The 20,641-nt window shown below is 62.4% G+C and carries 5 protein-coding genes; 4 read left to right on the forward strand and 1 reads right to left on the reverse strand.

Annotation, left to right across the window (positions count from 1 at the left end; all coding sequences use genetic code 11):
- Positions 1-256: 256 nt before the first annotated feature.
- Complete coding sequence (locus BFP93_RS05885) at positions 257-808, reverse strand: RNA polymerase factor sigma-70 (RefSeq protein ID WP_005789991.1); 552 nt, start codon at positions 806-808, stop codon at positions 257-259.
- A gap of 300 nt (positions 809-1,108) precedes the next feature.
- Between BFP93_RS05885 and BFP93_RS05890 the strand changes: the two genes are divergently transcribed.
- The 4 genes from BFP93_RS05890 to BFP93_RS05905 all read left to right on the forward strand — a co-directional run bounded on the left by BFP93_RS05890 (position 1,109) and on the right by BFP93_RS05905 (position 20,617).
- On the forward strand, positions 1,109-1,861 hold the full coding sequence (locus BFP93_RS05890; protein WP_065892415.1) for a thioesterase II family protein: 753 nt from the start codon (positions 1,109-1,111) through the stop codon (positions 1,859-1,861).
- Between the two features lie 51 nt (positions 1,862-1,912).
- Positions 1,913-14,809 carry a non-ribosomal peptide synthetase gene (locus BFP93_RS05895; RefSeq protein ID WP_065892416.1) on the forward strand — a complete coding sequence of 4,299 codons (12,897 nt, stop codon included), beginning with the start codon at positions 1,913-1,915 and terminating at the stop codon, positions 14,807-14,809.
- Positions 14,810-14,960: 151 nt separating this feature from the next.
- Positions 14,961-17,666 (forward strand): hypothetical protein, encoded by a 2,706-nt coding sequence (locus BFP93_RS05900; protein ID WP_065892417.1) that lies wholly within the window; start codon positions 14,961-14,963, stop codon positions 17,664-17,666.
- 350 nt (positions 17,667-18,016) lie between these two features.
- Positions 18,017-20,617, forward strand: coding sequence for a hypothetical protein (locus BFP93_RS05905; protein ID WP_065892418.1), 2,601 nt, complete (start codon positions 18,017-18,019; stop codon positions 20,615-20,617).
- Positions 20,618-20,641 lie beyond the last annotated feature (24 nt).

Consider the following 20,641-nt stretch of genomic DNA (forward strand, 5'->3'; position numbering starts at 1 on the left):
GCTAACCCGGCGTCCTGCCGGGTTGCCCACGGATTCAAGCCTGCGTTCGGCCAGCGTGGTTTAACGGGGCGCCTGAGATCAAAAGCAGATCAAAAGCAAAAGCGCGGCGGCCTTAGAGCCGACCGGTATTTTGTGTCGATCCCGGTCCAAATGTGGGAGGGGGCTTGCCCCCGATAGCGGTGTGTCAGCTAAAACAGAGCTAACTGACACACCGCATCGCGGGCAAGCCCCCCTCCGACAGTGGTTTCTGTGTTGTTCAAACCCTGCGCGCAAACGTATCGCTGTGGCTGCCCGACACTTTGCGGCAGTGCACCAGCGCATCGCGGATCATGAAGTTCACCAGTGTTGGCGAGACCCCGAGTTCCTTGGCGATGTCTTTCTGCGGCACGCCGTGCAGGCGGTACATCTCGAAGGCGTAGCGGGTGCGCTGTGGCAGTTCGGTCAGGGCGTCGGCGATGTTTTCCAGGGTGTTGAAATTGATGTGGGAGGTTTCCGGTGAAGCACCGTGGATAACCACATTCAAGCCTTCCTCTTCGGTACCGGAGTATTTGAGCTCCAGGGCCTGCTTGCGGTAGTGATCAATCGCCAGGTTGCGCACGATCTGGAACAGATAACTCAGTTGAGCCTTGAACGAGGAAGTGATGGTCGGCGCCGATTGCAGCCGAAAGTAGGCGTCCTGCACCACATCCTCGGCACGGGAACGGCAGCCGGTAATACGCGCTGCGATCTTCACCAGGATCAGTCGATTGTCGACGAATGCCTGGAGAAGGGGTGAGTCGCACCTGCCTGTGGATACTTGTTCCGTCATGGAAATCACCTTGTTGCAAAAAGGTTGGGGGAGGGCGTCCCTGCTGAGGCCTCCTACACATCGGGCAACAAATTATGCTGAATGATAATGATTGTCAAATGAGAAGGCGAACTAATCTTATGCCTTTGGGTAAGGTGTGAACCGCGTCTCGCTTGTCCCCGGCGACTAATTATTTGCCGGGGCCGTCCGTTCTTCTGGGTGAAAGGTTCGTTAGCAAACGGCCAGGGATCAGCACCCGCAGGAGGGCGAAATGGGTTTTTATCGTGCACACAGCGTGTTTCAGCGTGGAGTTCTCGGGTGATGAGTACCCCAACGCCGCTGCGCCTGTTTTGCCTGCCCCATTCGGGCGCCAGTGCCTCGGTCTACGCCCGTTGGCGCCGCGTGTTGCCGGACTGGTTGCAGGTATGCCCACTGGAGCTGCCGGGACGGGGCGTGCGCATGGGCGAACCGCTGCAGCGCGATATCAAGGCCCTGGCTGCCCAGCTCGCCAATGAAATCAGCCGCGACCTGAATGGCCCTTATGCGTTGTTCGGCCACAGCCTCGGCGGCCTGCTGGCGTTCGAGCTGGCGCATGCCTTGAACGCGCGCAATGTGCCGGCGCCGCTGGCGTTGTTTGTCTCCGGCACCGCCGGCCCGGCGCGGCGCGATGTCAGCGACTACGCCATCGAAAAAAACGACGCGCAGTTGATCGCCCGCTTGCGCGAGCTGCAGGGCACTGCGGAAGACGCCTTGGCCAATCCCGAATTGATGCAGTTGATGCTGCCGATCCTGCGCGCCGATTTCCTGCTGTGCGGCAGCTTTACCTATGGCGAACGCGAGCCGCTGGACGTGCCGATCCATGTCTTTGGCGGCAAGCAGGACAGCGTGCGCGCCGACCAATTGCTCGACTGGCAGCTCGAAGCCGCCAGCGGCTTTTCCCTCGACATGTTCGAGGGGCATCACTTCTTTCTCGTGCAGCACGAAAGCGTCGTGCTGCGCTGTATGCGGCGCTATGCCGAGGCCCACCTGGCCCGTTGGCGCAGTGGCGCGGCGCGCCAGCGCGTCGCCGGCTGAACCTCACCGATTTCCCGAATTTCCCGTAAGCCGATTTCAGGCAGGAACCCCATGATGGACGCCTTCGAACTTCCCCGCACTCTGGTCCAGTCCCTCCAGCGCCGTGCCGCGCAGACGCCGGACCGCCTGGCCCTGCGCTTTCTGGCCGAGTCCGCCGAGCACAGCGTGGTGCTCAGCTACCGTGACCTGGACCAACGCGCGCGCACCATCGCCGCCGCCTTGCAAGCCGATGTCGCGATGGGCGAGCGCGCGGTGCTGTTGTTTCCCAGCGGCCCGGACTATGTCGCGGCGTTCTTTGGTTGCCTGTACGCCGGGGTGATCGCGGTGCCGGCTTACCCGCCGGAATCGAGCAAGCGCCATCATCAGGAGCGCTTGCTGTCGATCATCAGCGATGCCGAGCCGCGCCGGCTGCTGACCATCGCCAGCCTCGCCGATGGCCTGGCGCAGATCGAAAACGCACCGCCGCTGTTGAGCGTGGACACCCTCGACCCACAGCTTGCCGACCGTTGGCTCGCCCCCGAGCTGCAGCCCGACGACATCGCCTTCCTGCAATACACCTCCGGCTCCACCGCGCTGCCCAAGGGCGTGCAAGTCAGCCACGGCAACCTGGTGGCCAACGAAGTGCTGATCCGCCGCGGCTTTGGCATCGACCTCAACCCGGACGATGTGATCGTCAGCTGGCTGCCGCTGTACCACGACATGGGCCTGATCGGCGGCTTGCTGCAACCGATTTTCAGCGGTGTGCCGTGCGTGCTGATGTCGCCGGCCTACTTCCTGGCGCGGCCGCTGCGCTGGCTCGAGGCGATCAGCGAATACGGCGGCACCATCAGCGGTGGCCCGGACTTCGCCTACCGTCTGTGCAGCGAGCGGGTCAGCGAGTCGGCCCTGGAACGCCTGGACCTGAGCACCTGGCGCGTGGCCTATTCCGGTTCCGAGCCGATCCGCCTGGACACCCTGGAACGGTTCGGCGAAAAATTCGCCGCCTGTGGTTTCAGTTCGAATAATTTCTTCGCCTCCTATGGCCTGGCCGAAGCGACCTTGTTTGTCGCCGGTGGCCGCCGTGGCCACGGCATCCCTGCGCTGCACCTGGATGCGCAGGCGCTGGCCGCCAACCGCGCCGAGCCGGGGCAGGGCAGTGCGGTCATGAGTTGCGGCACCCATCAGCCGGACCACGCCGTGCTGATTGCCGATCCCCACACGCTCTGCGCGTTGGCCGACAATTGCGTGGGCGAACTCTGGGCCAGCGGCCCGAGCATTGCCCACGGTTACTGGCGCAACCCCGAAGCCAGCGCGCGGACTTTCGTCCAGCACGCCGGCCGGACCTGGCTGCGCACCGGCGACCTGGGGTTTATCCGTGACGGTGAGGTGTACATCACCGGGCGCTTGAAAGACCTGCTGATCGTACGCGGACACAATCTGTACCCGCAGGACATCGAGCAAACCATCGAGCGTGAGGTGGAGGTGGTGCGCAAGGGCCGGGTGGCCGCCTTTGCGGTGAATGACCACGGCGTGGAAGGCATCGGCATTGCTGCGGAAATCAGCCGCAGCGTGCAGAAAATCCTGCCGCCCGAAGCACTGATCAAGGCGATTCGCCAGGCAGTGGCCGAGGCCTGCCAGGAGGCGCCGTGCGTGGTGGTGTTGCTCAATCCGGGCGCGTTGCCGAAAACCTCCAGCGGCAAGGTGCAACGGGCGGCGTGTGCGCTGCGCCATGCCGATGGCCGTCTCGACTGCTATGCGCAGTTCCCCGACCTGCAAGCGCCAGCCAGTGACGCCGCGCTGGAATCGGTTCTGCAAAACCGGATCGCCGCGATCTGGTGCGAGCAACTGCAGGTGCCGACGGTCGCCGCCGATGATCACTTTTTCCTGCTCGGCGGCAACTCCATCAGCGCGACCCAAGTGGTCGCGCGCCTGCGCGAAACCCTGGGCCTGGAGCTGAACCTGCGCCTGCTGTTCGAAGCGCCCACCCTGCAAGGCTTCGCCGCCAGCGTCGCGCGCCTGCAACAGGACGGCGGCGTTGCCCAGGGCGCGATGGCCTCTGTGTCGCGCCAGGACGACCTGCCGCAATCCCTGGCCCAGAACCGCCTGTGGATCACCTGGCAATTGGACCCGAACAGCAGCGCCTACACCATCCCCGGCGCCCTGCGCCTGCGCGGCGAGCTGGACGAAGACGCCGTGCGCTCAAGCTTCCAGCAGTTGATCCAGCGCCACGAAGCCTTGCGTACACGCTTTTACGAGCGCGATGGCCAGGGCTTTCAGCGAGTCGAGGCCGCAACGGATTTCGCGTTGCACGTCATCGACCTCAGCGACTTGCCCGATGCCGAGCGCCAGGCGCGTGCGCAGCAGGTCCGCGAAGATCAAGCGCGTACCCGGTTCGACCTGGAGAAAGGCCCGCTGCTGCGGGTCACCCTGGTGCGTCTGGACGATGAGGACCATCAACTGCTGGTGACGTTGCACCACATCATCGCCGATGGCTGGTCGCTCACTATCCTGATTGACGAGTTCTCGCGCCTGTACGCCGCTGCCGTCCAGGGCCAGCCCCTTGAGTTGCCGCCCCTGACCCTGCAATACGCCGACTACGCCAGCTGGCAGCGCCAGTGGCTGGCCGCCGGTGAAGGCGAGCGGCAGTTGGCGTACTGGAAGGCGACGCTGGGGGAGGAGCATCCGCCCCTCAACCTGGCCACCGACCACCCACGCTCGACGCAGGCGCGCAACAGCGCCGCGCGGCATACCGTACGCCTGGACGCGTCCCTCAGCGCCGCGATTGGCCAGACCGCGCGCGCCCATGAATCCACCCCGTTCATGCTGCTGCTGGCCGCGTTCCAGACCCTGTTGTATCGCTACAGCGGCCAGCGCGATATTCGCATCGGCGTGCCCAATGCCAATCGCCCGCGCCAGGAAACCCATGGCCTGGTCGGCTTCTTCATCAACACCCTGGTGCTGCGTGCCGAGCTTGACGGGCGCCTGCCGTTCAACCAACTGCTGGCCGCGACACGCCAGGCTGCATTGGACGCCCAGGCCCATCAGGACCTGCCGTTCGAGCAACTGTTGGAGGCCTTCCCCCAGGCGCGTGAGCAGGGCCTGTTCCAGGTGATGTTCAACCACCAGCAACGTGACTTGAGTGCCTTGCGCCGCCTGCCGGGCCTGCTCGCCGATGAGCTGCCGTGGCACAGCCGCGAAGCCAAGTTCGACCTGCAACTGCACAGCGAGGAGGACCGCAACGGGCGCTTGAGCCTGTCGTTCGACTACGCCGATGAACTGTTCGACAGCGCCACCCTTCAGCGCCTGGCCGAGCATTACATCCACCTGCTGCAAGCGGTCTGCGCGCAACCGCAGCACGCCGTGGGCGAGCTGGCACTGAGCGCAGAGGACGAGCAACGCCCATGGAGCCAGGCGCCGTGCGCGCCGGCCCGGCAATGGCTGCCCGAACTGCTCAACCTGCACACCGCGGACACCCCGGCGCTGGTCTGGCAGGACGCCAGCTTGAGCTTCGCCCAACTGCACACCCAGGCCAACCGCCTGGCCCATTACCTGCGCGACAAGGGTGTGGGCCCGGACGTGTGCGTGGGCATCGCCGCCGAGCGTTCGCCGCAGTTGCTGATCGGTCTGCTGGCGATCATCAAGGCCGGTGGCGCCTATGTGCCGCTGGACCCGGATTACCCCGCCGAGCGCCTGGCCTTCATGCTTGAGGACAGCGGCGTGCACCTGCTGTTGACTCAAACCGCGCTGCTCGAACGTCTGCCGACGACCCCAGGCGTGTGCGTGATTGCCATGGACAGCCTGCACCTGGACAGCTGGCCAAGCCAGCCGCCGGGCCTGCACCTGCACGGCGACAACCTCGCCTATGTGATCTACACCTCCGGCTCCACCGGCCAGCCCAAGGGCGTGGGCAATACCCACGCGGCGCTGGCCGAGCGCTTGCAGTGGATGCAGGCCACCTACCGGTTGGACGCCGGCGACGTGCTGATGCAAAAGGCGCCGATCAGTTTCGACGTGTCGGTGTGGGAGTGCTTCTGGCCGCTGATCACCGGTTGCCGTCTGGTGCTGGCGGGGCCGGGTGAGCATCGTGACCCGCATCGCATCGCGCAACTGGTGCAGGAACATGACGTGACCACGCTGCACTTCGTGCCGCCGTTGCTGCAGCTGTTTATCGACGAACCGCTGGCAGCCGAATGCACCAGCCTGCGCCGTCTGTTCTCCGGCGGCGAAGCCTTGCCCGCCGAACTGCGTGACCGCGTACTGGCACGCCTGCCGGCGGTGCAATTGCACAACCGGTATGGCCCGACCGAGACCGCGATCAACGTCACCCATTGGCACTGCGCCGTGGACGATGGCGAGCGCTCGCCGATTGGCCGGCCACTGGGCAATGTGATCTGCCGGGTGCTCGACGAGCACCTCAACCCGCTGCCGGCCGGTGTGCCGGGTGAATTGTGCATCGGCGGCATCGGCCTGGCGCGCGGTTACCTCGGCCGTGCCGGGCTGACCGCCGAACGCTTTGTCGCCGACCCGCTGGGCGAGGCCGGGGCGCGCCTGTATCGCACCGGCGACCGTGCGCGCTGGAGCCTTGAGGGTGTGCTTGAATACCTGGGGCGTCTCGATCAGCAGGTCAAGCTGCGCGGCTTGCGGGTGGAACTGCAGGAAATCGAAGCGCGCATGCTGGCGGTTCAGGGCATCGCCCAAGCGGTGGTGCTGGTGCGTGACGAGCAGTTGATCGGTTACTACACCGGCCCTGTGGAACTGGATGCACAGGCGGTGAAAACCGCGCTGGCCGCCCGGTTGCCCGAGTACATGGTGCCCGCCCACCTGATGTACCTGGACGCCATGCCCTTGAGCCCCAGCGGCAAGCTCGACCGCCGCGCATTGCCGCAACCGGTGTGGCAAACCCGCGAACACGTCGAACCCGAGACGCCGTTGCAGCAGCAGATTGCGGCGATCTGGCGCGAAGTGCTCGGCCTGCCGCGTATCGGCCTGCGCGACGACTTTTTCGCTCTGGGCGGCCACTCGTTGCTGGCCACGCAAATCATCTCCCGCACCCGCCAGGCCTGCGACGTCGAGCTGCCATTGCGCACCTTGTTCGATGCCAGCGAGCTGGGCGCTTTCGCCGCACAAGTGGGCCTGATCCAGGCGTCGGGCCAACGCAACCAACAGACCGCCATCGCCAGGGTCGACCGCAGCGCGCCGGTGCCGCTGTCCTATTCCCAGCAGCGCATGTGGTTCCTCTGGCAGATGGAACCGGACAGCCCGGCCTACAACGTCGGTGGCATGGCGCGCTTGCGCGGGGTGCTGGATGTGGGGCGTTTCGAGGCAGCCTTGCAGGCCCTGATCATGCGCCACGAAACCCTGCGCACCACCTTCCCGAGCGTCGATGGCGTGGCCTGTCAACACGTCTGGCCGCAGACCAACCTGCGCATGGACTGGCAGGACTTCTCGGCACTCGACGACAGCGAGCGCCGGCAGCGTCTGCAGCAGTTGGCCGATCAGGAAGCGCACACCCCGTTCAACCTGGAAAGCGGGCCATTGCTGCGCGCCTGCCTGGTCAAGGCCGGTGAGCAGGACCATTATCTGGTGCTGACCCTGCACCATATCGTCACCGAAGGCTGGGCCATGGACATCTTTGCCCGTGAACTCAGTGCGCTGTACGAAGCCTTTATCGACGAGCGCGACTCACCGCTGGCGCCGCTGTCGGTGCAGTACCTGGACTACAGCGTGTGGCAACGCCAATGGCTGGAATCGGGCGAGCGTCAACGCCAGCTGGATTACTGGACCGCGCAATTGGGCCGCGAACATCCGCTGCTCGAACTGCCCGGCGACCGCCCGCGCCCGGCGGTGCAAAGTCATCGCGGCGAGCTGTACCGCTTTGACCTGAGCGATGCACTGGCCGCCCGCGTACGCGCGTTCAACGCCGAACAGGGCCTGACCCTGTTCATGACCATGACCGCTACCCTGGCCGTGTTGCTCTACCGCTACAGCGGCCAGACCGACCTGCGCATCGGCGCGCCGGTGGCCAACCGTATCCGCCCGGAAAGCGAAGGGCTGATCGGTGCGTTCCTCAACACCCAGGTGTTGCGTTGCCAGCTCAATGGGCAGATGAGTGTGGCGCAGTTGTTCGAGCAGGTGCGTCACACCGTGATCGAAGGCCAGTCCCATCAGGACCTGCCGTTCGACCATCTGGTGGAGGCGCTGCAACCACCGCGCAGCGCCGCGTACAACCCGCTGTTCCAAGTGATGTGCAACGTGCAGCGCTGGGAGTTCCAGCAGAGCCGCCAACTGGCCGGCATGACCGTCGAGTACCTGGCCAACGATGCCCGTGCCACCAAGTTCGACCTCAACCTGGAAGTCACCGACCTCGACCATCGCCTGGGTTGCTGCCTGACCTACAGCACCGATCTGTTTGATGAGCCGCGCATCGCCCGCATGGCCGCGCATTGGCGCAACCTCTTGGAAGCACTGATCGATAATCCGCACCAACGCCTCAGCGAACTGCCGTTGCTCAGCACCGCCGAGCAGCGCGCCCTGCAGGACAGCCTCGGGGTTGCAGCCGGAGAGCATCGTCTGGACCAGTGCATCCAGACCCTGTTCAGCCAGCAGGCGCGCAAGCGTGCCGCTGCGCCGGCGCTGACCTTTGCCGGTGTGACCCTCACTTACGCCGAACTCGACGCCCGCGCCAATCGCCTGGCCTGGATGCTGCGCGAACGTGGCGTCGGCCCGCAGGTGCGGGTCGGCCTGGCGCTGCCACGCTCGCTGGAAATGGTCGTCGGCCTGCTGGCGATCCTCAAGGCCGGCGGCGCCTACGTGCCGCTGGACCCGGAATACCCGCTGGACCGCTTGCACTACATGATCGAAGACAGCGGCATCGGCCTGCTGCTCAGCGATGCGGCGATGTTCCAGGCCCTGGGCGAGTTGCCGCACGCGCTGGCGTGCTGGTGCCTGGAAGATGACGCGGCCAGGCTGGAAAATTATCCGGCCGATGAGCTGCCGTTTATCAGCCTGGCGCAGCACCAGGCGTACCTGATCTACACCTCCGGCTCCACCGGCAAGCCTAAAGGCGTGGTGGTGTCCCAGGGTGAAATCGCCATGCACTGCCAGGCCGTGATCGAGCGCTTCGGCATGCGCCCGGACGACTGCGAACTGCACTTTTATTCGATCAACTTCGACGCCGCCACCGAGCGCCTGCTGGTGCCGTTGCTCAGCGGTGCCCACGTGGTATTGCGCGCCCAGGGCCAATGGGGCGCCGAAGAAATCTGCGCGCTGATCCGCAGCCATCGCGTGAATATCCTCGGGTTCACGCCCAGCTACGGCAGCCAGTTGGCGCAATGGCTGGCCACGCAACAGCAGACCTTGCCGGTGCGCATGTGCATCACTGGTGGTGAAGCACTGACCGGTGAACATCTGCAGCGTATTCGCGCGGCGTTCCAGCCTGAGCTGTTTTTCAACGCCTATGGCCCGACCGAAACCGTGGTGATGCCGCTGGCCAGCCTGGCGCCGCAACAGGTGGAGGAGGGCGCCGCCAGCGTGCCGATCGGCAGCATTGTCGGCGCGCGCGTGGCTTACATTCTCGACGCCGACCTGGCCCTGGTGCCGCAGGGCGCGAGCGGCGAGTTGTACATCGGCGGCGCGGGCCTGGCTCAGGGCTATCACCAGCGCCCCGGCATGACGGCGGAGCGCTTTGTCGCCGACCCGTTCACCGGCAATGGCGGGCGCCTGTACCGCACCGGTGACCTGGTGCGCCAAGGCCCCGATGGGCAGGTGGAGTACCTGGGGCGTATCGACCATCAGGTGAAGATTCGCGGTTTCCGCATCGAATTGGGCGAGATCGAAACGCGCCTGTTGGAACATGCAGCGGTGCGTGAAGCGGTGGTGCTGGCGCTGGATTCGCCGAGCGGCAAACAGCTGGTGGCGTACCTGGTCAGCGACGCCGAGCACGGCGCCTTGCGTGATGCGGTGAAGGCCCACCTCAAGGCGCACTTGCCGGACTACATGGTGCCCGCCCACATAATCGTGCTCGACAGCATGCCGCTGACCGCCAACGGCAAGCTCGATCGGCGCGCCTTGCCGCAGCCCGATCCTGAAGCGAATCGCCAGGCGTACGTGGCGCCACGCAATGCGTTGGAAAGCACGTTGGCGGCCATCTGGTGCGCGGTGCTGAACCTGCAGCAAGTCGGCCTCGACGATAACTTCTTCGAGCTGGGCGGCGATTCGATCCTGTCGATCCAGGTGGTCAGCCGTGCGCGGCAGGCGGGCATTCATTTCAGCCCGCGTGACCTGTTCCAGCACCAGACCGTGCAAAGCCTGGCCGCCGTCGCCACGCGCGTCGAGACGTTCAGCGCCGAGCAAGGTGTGCTCACCGGCCGCTCGGGCCTTACGCCGATCCAGCATTGGTTCTTCGACTCCGACATCCCGGCGCGCCAGCACTGGAACCAGGCCCTGGTGCTCAAGCCGCTGCAACTGCTCGAGCCACATCGCCTGGAGCAGGCCCTGCTGGCGGTGCTGGAGCATCACGACGCGCTGCGCCTGAGCTTCACCCAGCGCGATGCCCAGTGGCACGCCGAACACCTGGGCGTGCCCCAGGGCGGCATATTGATGCAGGCGCAGGTGCGCGACATGGACCACTGCACCGCGCTGTTCACCGACACCCAGCGCAGCCTCGACCTGGCGCACGGCCCGCTGCTGCGCGCCTTGCTGGTGGACGGCCCGCAAGGCCGGCAGCGCCTGCTGATCGCCATCCATCACCTGGTGGTGGACGGCGTGTCCTGGCGCGTGTTGCTCGAAGACCTGCAAACGGTCTATCGCCAACTGAGCGCAGGCCAGTCCGTCAGCCTGCCGGCCAAGACCAGCGCGTTGCGCGATTGGGCCGCACGTTTGCAGGCCTATGCCCATAGCGAATCCCTGCGCGAAGAGCTGAGCCTGTGGCAAGCGCAACTGGCGGGCCCGGCGCTGGCGTTGCCGGTGGATCGCCCACACGGCGCACTGCGCCAGCGTGACGCCGAGACCGTCAGCGTGCGCCTGGACGTAGAGCGCACCCGGCAGTTGCTGCAACAGGCGCCGAGCGCCTACCGCACCCAGGTCAACGATCTGCTGCTGACCGCCCTGGCTCGCGTGCTGTGCCGCTGGAGCGGTAACGACGCGGCGTTGATTCAACTGGAAGGCCACGGCCGCGAAAGCCTGTTCGATGACATCGACCTGACCCGCAGCGTCGGCTGGTTCACCAGCGCCTATCCATTGCGCCTGACCCCCCAGGCAGAGCCGGGCGATTCGATCAAGGCGATCAAGGAGCAACTGCGCGGCGTGCCGCACAAAGGCCTGGGCTACGGCGTGCTGCGCTACCTGGCGGACGACCAGTGCCAACGCAGCCTGGCCGCGCTGCCGAGCGCCGACATTACCTTCAACTACCTCGGCCAGTTCGACCAGAGCTTCGGCGCCGACGCGCTGTTTCATCCGCTGGAGGAATCCGCCGGCCTTGCACACGACCCCGATGCACCGCTGCCCACTGCGCTGAGTGTCGACAGCCAGGTGTATGGCGGTGAACTGGTGCTGCGCTGGACCTTCAGCCGCGAGCGCTACGATCAGCAAACCATTGGCAAACTGGCCGAGGCCTATCTGACCGAACTGCAGGACCTGATCGCCCATTGCATCAAGGACGAATCCGGTGGCCTCACGCCGTCCGACTTCCCGCTGGCACGGTTGACCCAGGCGCAACTGGACAGCTTGCCGGTAGCGGCCGGCGCTATCGAAGATGTCTACCCGCTGACCCCGATGCAAGAGGGCCTGCTGCTGCACACCCTGCTGGAACCGGGCACCGGCCTGTATTACATGCAGGACCGCTACCGCATCAACAGTCACCTCGATCCCGAGCGTTTCGCCCAGGCCTGGCAGGCGGTGATCGCCCGCCACGAAGCCTTGCGTGCCTCGTTCTGCTGGAACGTCGGCGAAGACATGCTGCAAGTGATCCACAAGCCGGGCAGCACGCCGATTGACTACCTGGACTGGAGCACCGACCCCGAGCGTGAGCACGAGCCGCGTCTGCAAGCGCTGCTCAAGGCCGAGCGCGAGGCCGGTTTCGATCTGCTCAACCAGGCGCCGTTCCACCTGCGCCTGATCCGCGTGGGCGAGGCGCGCTACTGGTTCATGATGAGCAACCACCACATCCTTATCGATGCCTGGTGCCGTTCGCTGCTGATGAACGACTTCTTCGAGCTCTACCAGGCGCTTGGCGAAGGGCGCGACGCGCAACTGGCCACGCCGCCGCGCTACCGCGACTACATCGCCTGGCTGCAACGCCAGGACCTGGACGCAGCGCGCCAGTGGTGGCAGCGCAACCTGCAAGGTTTCGAGCGCACCACGCCGATCCCGAGCGACCGACCATTCCTGCGCGAACATGCCGGCCACAGCGGCGGCATGGTGGTGGGCGACTGCTACACCCGGCTGGATGCCCGTGACGGCGCGCAACTGCGCGAGCTGGCCCAGGCGCATCAACTCACCGTCAACACCTTCGCCCAGGCCGCCTGGGCCTTGGTGCTGCGGCGTGTGAGCGGTGATCGCGACGTGCTGTTCGGCGTCACCGTGGCCGGGCGTCCGGTGGACATGCCCGAGATGCAACGCACCGTGGGCCTGTTTATCAACAGCATCGCGCTGCGGGTGAAGCTGCCTGCCGATGACCAGCGGTGCAGCGTGCGCCAGTGGTTGAGCGGTTTGCTCGACAGCAATATGCAACTGCGCGAGTACGAATACCTGCCGCTGGTGACTATCCAGGAACACAGCGAACTGCCCAAGGGCCAGCCGCTGTTCGACAGCCTGTTCGTGTTCGAAAACGCCCCGGTGGAAACCTCGGTGCTCAGCCATGCGCAAAGCCTGAATGCCACCTCCGATTCCGGGCGTACCCACACCAACTTCCCACTGACCGCCGTGTGCTACCCGGGCGATGACCTGGGCTTGCACCTGTCCTACGACCAGCGCTATTTCGATGAAACCACCGTGCAAGGCATGCTCGCCGAGTTCAAGCGCCTGTTGCTGGCGCTGGTGCAGGGTTTCCATGGCGACATGGCCGACCTGCCGCTGATCGGCGAGCAGGAGCGCGCGTTCCTGGTGGATGGCTGCAACCAGAGCGAACACGACTACCCGCTGGCGCGCAGCTATGTCGAGTTGTTCGAGGAGCGGGTGGCGCAGCATCCGCAGCGTATCGCCGCCAGTTGCCTGGACCGGCAATGGAGCTATGAGGAGTTGAACCGGCGCAGTAACGGCCTGGGGCATGCGCTGATTGCCGCCGGTGTCGGCCCGGACCAACCGGTGGCGTTGCTGGCCGAGCGTAACCTGGAGTTGCTCGGCATGATCATCGGCAGCTTCAAGGCCGGTGCCGGCTACCTGCCGCTGGACCCTGGCCTGCCGGGCCCGCGCTTGAGCCGCATCATCGACCTGAGCCGCACGCCCTTGCTGGTGTGCACCGAAGCGTGCCGGGAACAGGCCATCGAACTGCTCGACGGCGTCGACTGCCAGTTGCTGGTGTGGGAGGAAATCCCCGCCCGTGGCGAGAACCCGGGCGTCTATAGCACCCCGGATAACCTCGCCTACGTGATCTACACCTCCGGTTCCACCGGCCTGCCCAAGGGCGTGATGGTCGAACAGCGCGGCATGCTCAACAACCAGTTGAGCAAGGTGCCCTACCTGCAACTGAGCGACGCTGATGTGATCGCGCAGACCGCTTCGCAAAGCTTCGATATTTCCGTGTGGCAGTTCCTCGCTGCGCCGCTGTTTGGCGCGCGGGTGGATATTGTGCCGAACGCCCTGGCCCATGATCCGCAGGGGTTGTTGGAGCATGTTCAGGCACACGGCATCACCGTGCTGGAAAGCGTGCCGTCGCTGATCCAGGGCATGCTCGCCCAGGACCACATTCGTCTCGACGGCCTGCGCTGGATGCTGCCGACCGGTGAAGCGATGCCGCCGGAGCTGGCGCACCAATGGCTGCTGCGCTACCCGCAGATCGGCCTGGTCAACGCCTACGGCCCGGCGGAATGCTCGGACGACGTGGCGTTCTACCGCGTCGACCTGGCCTCGACCCGTGGCACTTATCTGCCGATTGGCACGCCCACCGACAACAACCGTCTGTACCTGTTGGACGGCACGCTGGAGCTGGTGCCCCAAGGCGCCGTCGGTGAAGTGTGCGTGGCCGGCATCGGCGTCGGTCGCGGTTACGTCAGCGACCCGCTGCGCACCGCACCGGTGTTTGTACCGAACCCGTTCGGCGCACCGGGCGAACGCCTGTACCGCACCGGCGACCTGGCGCGCCGGCGCAGTGACGGCGTGTTGGAGTACGTCGGGCGGGTCGACCACCAGGTGAAGATTCGCGGCTACCGCATCGAACTGGGTGAAATCGAAGCACGCCTGCACGAACAACCCGAGGTGCGTGATGCGGCGGTCGGTGTCCAGGAGGGCGTCAACGGCAAGCACCTGGTGGGCTACCTGGTGCCGGTTGATGAAAGCTTGAGCCCAAGCGAACGCCTGGACCGTATCAAGCAACGCCTGCGCGCCGAATTGCCGGAATACATGGTGCCGCTGCACTGGCTGTGGCTTGAGCGCCTGCCGCTCAACGCCAACGGCAAACTCGACCGCAAGGCCCTGCCGGCCCTGGACATCGGCCAGTTGCACAGCCAGGACTACCTGGCGCCGCGCAATGAACTGGAAACCACCCTGGCCGCGATCTGGGCCGAAGTGCTCAAGGTCGAACGGGTAGGGGTGCAGGACAACTTCTTCGAACTGGGGGGGCATTCGTTGCTGGCGACACAGATCGCTTCACGGGTGCAGAAGACCCTGCAGCGCGATGTGCCGCTGCGGGCGATGTTCGAATGCAGCACGGTGGCGGAGCTGGCCGAATATATCGAGGGCTTGGCGGGCAATGAGATCAGTGCCGAGAAGGTGGATCGGTTGAGTGATTTGATGGCGGAGCTGGAGGGGTTGTGAGACGGCCACTGGTCTGGAATATCGAGTTTTTTCAGCGGAACTGTCAATTCTGACAGTAGGCAGGATTCCTGATCCACGTGTTAGATAACCGCAGTTTCCGGGCCATCCGGCCGGGCCCGACGGTGATCTAACGCTGGACAGGAGTCTTATCGTGGCGAGCAAAATACCTACTGGAAAAACCAGGTCCGTTCGAGCGGCGAAGTCGCCGCCAGCCGTTGAAGCGGAACTGCCCTATGCGATTATCGAACACACTGCGAACAACAGCCTGCTGTATCCCATCGATGCAATCGATGGCACGACGGCCACGCTGACGCTGCCGGCGAATGCCACTAACGTCATGTTCTACATGGCGGTCAAGGATCAGGACCAGCCAAGCTTCGAGCCGATCTCTGTGGAAAACGGCGTCAATATCGTCGACATTCCGGCACGCTGGATCAGCTACTGCATCGGGCACACGGTATTGATCAAGTACACGGCCAATGCAGCGGGGCGTGCACTGGAATCCCTGACGCTGGAGTTGGAAATCCAACAGATCAGGGAGGAGCATCTCGTCGTCTCAAGGCCGGTGTTTACCCATGCCAAGGAGGAGTGGAGTACCTGGTACCTGCGCATGCAAGAGTTTACGGGCGATGAAATTGTCGCGATCAAGGCCTGGCCGATGATTCAACCCGGGCAGCGGTTGTTTGTCGTGGTTGCGGGTAACCAGCACGTGGCGCCCTATCGCTTCGCCTGGGTGGCCAAGGATCATGTGGTGCAGGAGCACGAAGCCCATCCGGACCACGTTTTTCGCTTTACGCTTTCGCGAGGCTGGCTGTCCAGGCTGGACGACTATTCGGCGATCACCGCTCACCTGGGCGTGATTTGGGACACCACCGCCCCGGTATACCCTGAACCTGGCGATCCGCTTCTGGAGAATCCGCTCCCGGTGAACGCCGAGGATTTCCACCTGCGCACGACCTCATTGCTGCAGGTCGACCCTGCGCTGGATCTGAAACCGCCGCACTTGCGCGAGTCTGCGCAATACAACGGTGAGTGGTGCCTCAACCCAGAAAACACCCAGCAGGGAGGGGAGGTCGTCATCCAGGGGCTGGACACTTACAAAGGTGACGAGGTCAGGTTTTATGTAAGCGGGCCTGGTTATGCGAAAAAACCGTTGGGTGATTTCACGGTTGAACAGGACGGCGAGATGCCTCTCGTCAAACTGCCGGCCTGTGTGGTGGCGTGTTTCTTCAACAAGCAGATGACCTTGAGCTATGACCTGGCCGTCAGTGGCACGGTACAGCCTTCCCCAGTAAGGCTGATCAATGTTTTAACCCCCGAATTTGAGCGCCCGCTGATTGAAGAGGCGAACCCGGATCGGTTGTTGTGCCTTGATAACTTTTCAGGGGATGCAAACGTGATAGCGCCTTTGGGCGCATATGGTCAGTGCGCGAGCCATTGCTGGATGTGGATCGATGCTGAACATGCAGACGGCAGCGCTTACCGCCCGGATATCCTGGTCGGTGAGGTTGTCACGGACGCCTGGAAAAGCGACGGCGTCAGGGCTGATATCCCAAGGGTTGCGCTGGAGAGGATCGGCGATTGCTCCAAGTTTGAACTGCACGTCAAGGCCAGCTTTTGCGAGGCGAGCGAACTGGAGGACGCCCTCGAGTTCCCACCCGCGATATTCACCATTTACCAGCAGCCCCTGACGCCACGGGCACCCACCGTCAGGGAGGCACAGGGTGGTGTTCTGGTGGCGTGGAACGGTCGCGAAGGGGTGCATGTCGAGGCGGTTTACGATGGCTATCAACCCAGCCACCAGCACACTGCCCAATGGTGCCTGGACGGCGAAGACAGCTGCTGGCCACTGCCCTTGCAGGAAAGTCCGTCCCGCCCGGTCACTTTCCTGGCGTCGCGCGAGCAGGTGATCAACAGCTTCCGCAAGACGGCATTGATTTCTTATACCGTGATCAATGCCTGCAAGCAGATGGTGTCCGAGACACTGGAGTTGCAGGTTGGTGAGCCCATCATGGAGCGGCGTCCTCGCCCGGCGGTGAAGCAGGCTACTGGCGATATTTTGGATTTGGCGACTGTTTCCAGAGATTATGTAGACGTGGTCGTCAAGGATCCCGATTCCGATAGCGAACTGGCATGGTGGTGGATCATCAAGGGGCAAATCGTGACGATTACGTGCGAGGGGACTGCAGAACAGGGTTCTCCCTACACGAGTGTCATCATGGATGAAAAACCCGTTGAAACCGATGACCTGAACATGCTGTTGCGGCGGATGTCTCGTGCAGAATTGTTGAAGTTTAAAGATGGTACCGACATTACATTCAGGGTTTGGTGCACGGTAGGTCAAAATCTGCTTGAACCCGTCAAGCTTGAGTTTAATAGACTGACATTAAAACTTCGGCATGAGTTAGAAACCGATTTTGACGACTTTGAAACTTATCCCATCATTGAGCACACACGCAACCCTATCGTTACCAAGTTAGCGACACTTGAAATGGGGCAGCCGATGCAATCCAACATCGGGCTTCATCAGGTGAGGGGGGTCGGAGAAGAAGTGCCAGGTATGGTTGAAGGTAAGTCCTATGCTCTTTTCTGCTACGGCGGGACGCCGCCACAGCTGGCGGTTTTGCGCTTAAAAAGAGAATGTGCACGTGTCAGGTTTGGATTTTCAAGTACGAGCGTCAGTAGCGTCACATTCACGTACTTCAACAAAGAAGGGCAATTGCTAGGGGAGGCCGTTGAATTTCCGGGAACATGGATAGATTTTCAGGCGGATCCAGGCACAACGATTTCGTATGTCACGATATTGTGTACGGCGCATAGCAGCATTGATTCGCTGAAAGTTTGGTATCGGCGATAAATGATTTTAAACGACGATGGACTGACCCGTTGTCGCGGTACTGCCCCTAACTTACGGTGAAGGAAAACACTTGATCGGGCGCGTTTGACGAGTATCAAAAACGAGGCCTCCAGTAATGGGGGCCTCTTTCGTCAGGCATCAGCTGTTTTATTTCGGCCGCAAAATGTTCACCCACTTACCCGGCGACGGCTGTTGCCGCAATCCACTGGTCGAATAATGTCTTTATGGAGATTGGAACTGTGAATTCTGACAGTAGGAACGCCGGCTTTTTTACGGTGTGATAGGGCGATGCTGATCAGGCCAACCTCTGGGCTTCGGCATTTCCAGTCTATTGAAAAGGAACTTTCACTATGCCCAAGTCATTGCCGAATGCCCTTGACCTGCCCAAGCCAGAGCTGCGTGAGGCTGACGAAAATGGCAGTGTCGATTCACTCAAACTGCTGAACGGAGGCAACGTCAGCGTCCGCTACGACGACATGCAAACCACTGACCTCATCACTCTGAACTGGCCGTTGGCAGGCAGCCCCTATCCGCCGATAGAACCCCAAAATGGCGACGAGGCAGGTTGTATCAACTTTTATATCCCTCCCGAATACATAGCATTGTGGTTGGACACTTACGCATTGTTTACGTACACCGTCACTAGAAACGGTGAGAGTCAAACATCTTTGCAGGGTGGGGTACGGATCAGCCTGCCCTCGAACTTGCCTCAGGCGCAAATTCTCGAAGCGTTCGATGGCAAACTGGATCTTTCCTTGTTGTGCTGTAACGATCCGATTCTTTACATTCCACCCTGGGCATTTGCCGGCAAAATCCAAACGATCAACTGCTATATAAGCGGCTTCTATCCCGATGACACCCAGGCCAAACTTTATCCATTCAAGGATGCAGAGGTTACCGACGAAGACTTGCGCCTGGGGTGGCGTCGAGCAATACCTCGGGCGTTGCTCCAGCAACTTAAACATAACAGCGGACTGTATCTTTTGGCGTCCGTGCGCTACAGCGAGGCTGTTCCCTATAGATCGTTCGACTCGCTTTCATTGACGCTGCTCACTGACCCTAACTTGAAACTGTCACCCCCTGAGCTGAAGGAAGCCGTACACACCGAGTTCGACGGCTGGCTGGTCAACCCGATAAACACAGTGAACGGTGCGCATATCGTGGTGGCTTATGAGGGCATGTGCAGCGGCGATACGGTGTGCCCGACACTTACCGGCACCCCTGGACCGGGCACAGTCGAACTGGAATGCCGCCAACCGGTTGAAGGTGAAACCAGCCTGGTGTTTGCGGTACCGCCTTCAGTGATCCGCGCCAATTTTGAGCAAGCCATTACGTTGACCTACAACGTCACGCGCTGCGATGGCAGCCATTGGTCCTCACCCGAGCGCCACGTGAAGGTGCTGGGCATCACGGGCTTGCCAAAACCGGGCATTGAGCAGGCCACAGGCGACCGGGTGGACCTCAATACGTTCGGTGATGACGCAACGGCGGTGGCGCCTATCTGGCATTACGCCATGGAGCAGGACTGCTGCTGGGTCTGGGTAACCGGCACGCGTGAGGACGGTAGTTCCTATCTGTTTTATGTATTGGAAGGCAAGCCGCTTACCGCCGCCTGGCTACGCGACGGAGTTGATACACCGATAGCCAGGACCAAGCTGCAAAAATTGGCCGATTGCAGTGAGTTCAACCTGCATTTTGCGGCGAATTTTAATGGGCGGTGCGACCTGGACACGGCCGTCGAGTTTCCTGTTGTGACTTTCAGCATTGAGCAGGAGGCGTTAATACTGCCCCCTCCGAGGGTGTGTGAAGCAGTCGGTGATCAACTTACCCTCTGGAATGGCCGCGACGGTGTGACGGTTCGCGTGGAATATGAACGGATCAGTCCCAATCAGATGATCGACGTGCAGTGGCTCAAGACGGATGGCACGAGCCTGCCGTTGACCTCAAAACCGGGCAACAGCGATCCTGGTTATGTCGATTTTGCGATTCCGCGCGAAGCGGTGATTCACGGTGCGGGTAAAACAATCCTGATCAATTACACAGTGACCAGCGCTTGCAAGATGGCGCCGTCGAAGACGCTGGCATTGAAGGTCAGTGTGCCGACGAGATTGCCCACCCCAATGGTGCCTGAGGCGACGCCACCGGCTACCCAGGGCGCAATCCTGGATCTACGGACGTTCTCCGGCGATGCGCAAATCATCGTCAATGACGAAAACTTCGATAAGGTCTGGTGGTTCTCCCTGGAAGGACAGAAAGGCTGGTTGGAATGTACCGGCACTAAAGAGGACGGATCTTCACACACCGTGCGCGTGATGACGGGTCAGCTGATTACACTCTCCGATATGAACAACGGCCTCAAGCGTGTACTTGCGCGCTCCGATCTGGAGGCGTTTCGCAACAAGACACCATTGGCCATCGTCTTCAAGGTGACCACCGATGGCAGCCCGGATGTGAGTGAGGCGATCGAGTTTCCGCTATTGGAATTGACACTGCGCAAGCGGTTCAGAGACGTGACTGACTTTGACCCTAATAAAAAAGACTGGAACGGTTGGCAAAAAGGCGCGGGTGCCACCGACCCAAGGGACCTGGTGTTAAAAGAGGCAGGCGGTCAATATTATTTGTTTGATTGGGGTTATACCAACACTCAAGACCTGGCTACTCAAAGGGAGAAGTTGTTCAAGGTGTTCAGTGACCTGGAGATTGGCCGCACCTACGAATTCAGTGCCGATGTTCGGGATAACAGTGGTGCGCGTCCATTGCCGAGGATTGCCTTGGTAGCTTCGGGACAAGAAATTGTCGCTCCGACGCTATTGGATACGCGGGTCTGGAGAACGCTCAAAAGTGTGTTCACTGCGTCATCTTCTACAGTAAGGCTCAGTGTCGATAACGTGCAATTGGGGTTGGGAGGCAATGATTTTGATGTGACGTTGCTGGTGGTAGAGGAAGTTTAATCGAGGCCATGACAAGAGTGCCTG

It is taken from the genome of Pseudomonas sp. 44 R 15 (genome assembly GCF_900004965.1).
GTDB lineage: Bacteria > Pseudomonadota > Gammaproteobacteria > Pseudomonadales > Pseudomonadaceae > Aquipseudomonas > Aquipseudomonas orientalis_A.

Bases quoted from the DNA above. Each gene is read 5' to 3' on its own strand.
- BFP93_RS05895 (WP_065892416.1), top strand. From the start codon at position 1,913: ATGATGGACGCCTTCGAACTTCCCCGCACTCTGGTCCAGTCCCTCCAG.
- BFP93_RS05905 (WP_065892418.1), top strand. From the start codon at position 18,017: ATGCCCAAGTCATTGCCGAATGCCCTTGACCTGCCCAAGCCAGAGCTG.
- BFP93_RS05885 (WP_005789991.1), bottom strand. From the start codon at position 808: ATGACGGAACAAGTATCCACAGGCAGGTGCGACTCACCCCTTCTCCAG.
- BFP93_RS05890 (WP_065892415.1), top strand. From the start codon at position 1,109: ATGAGTACCCCAACGCCGCTGCGCCTGTTTTGCCTGCCCCATTCGGGC.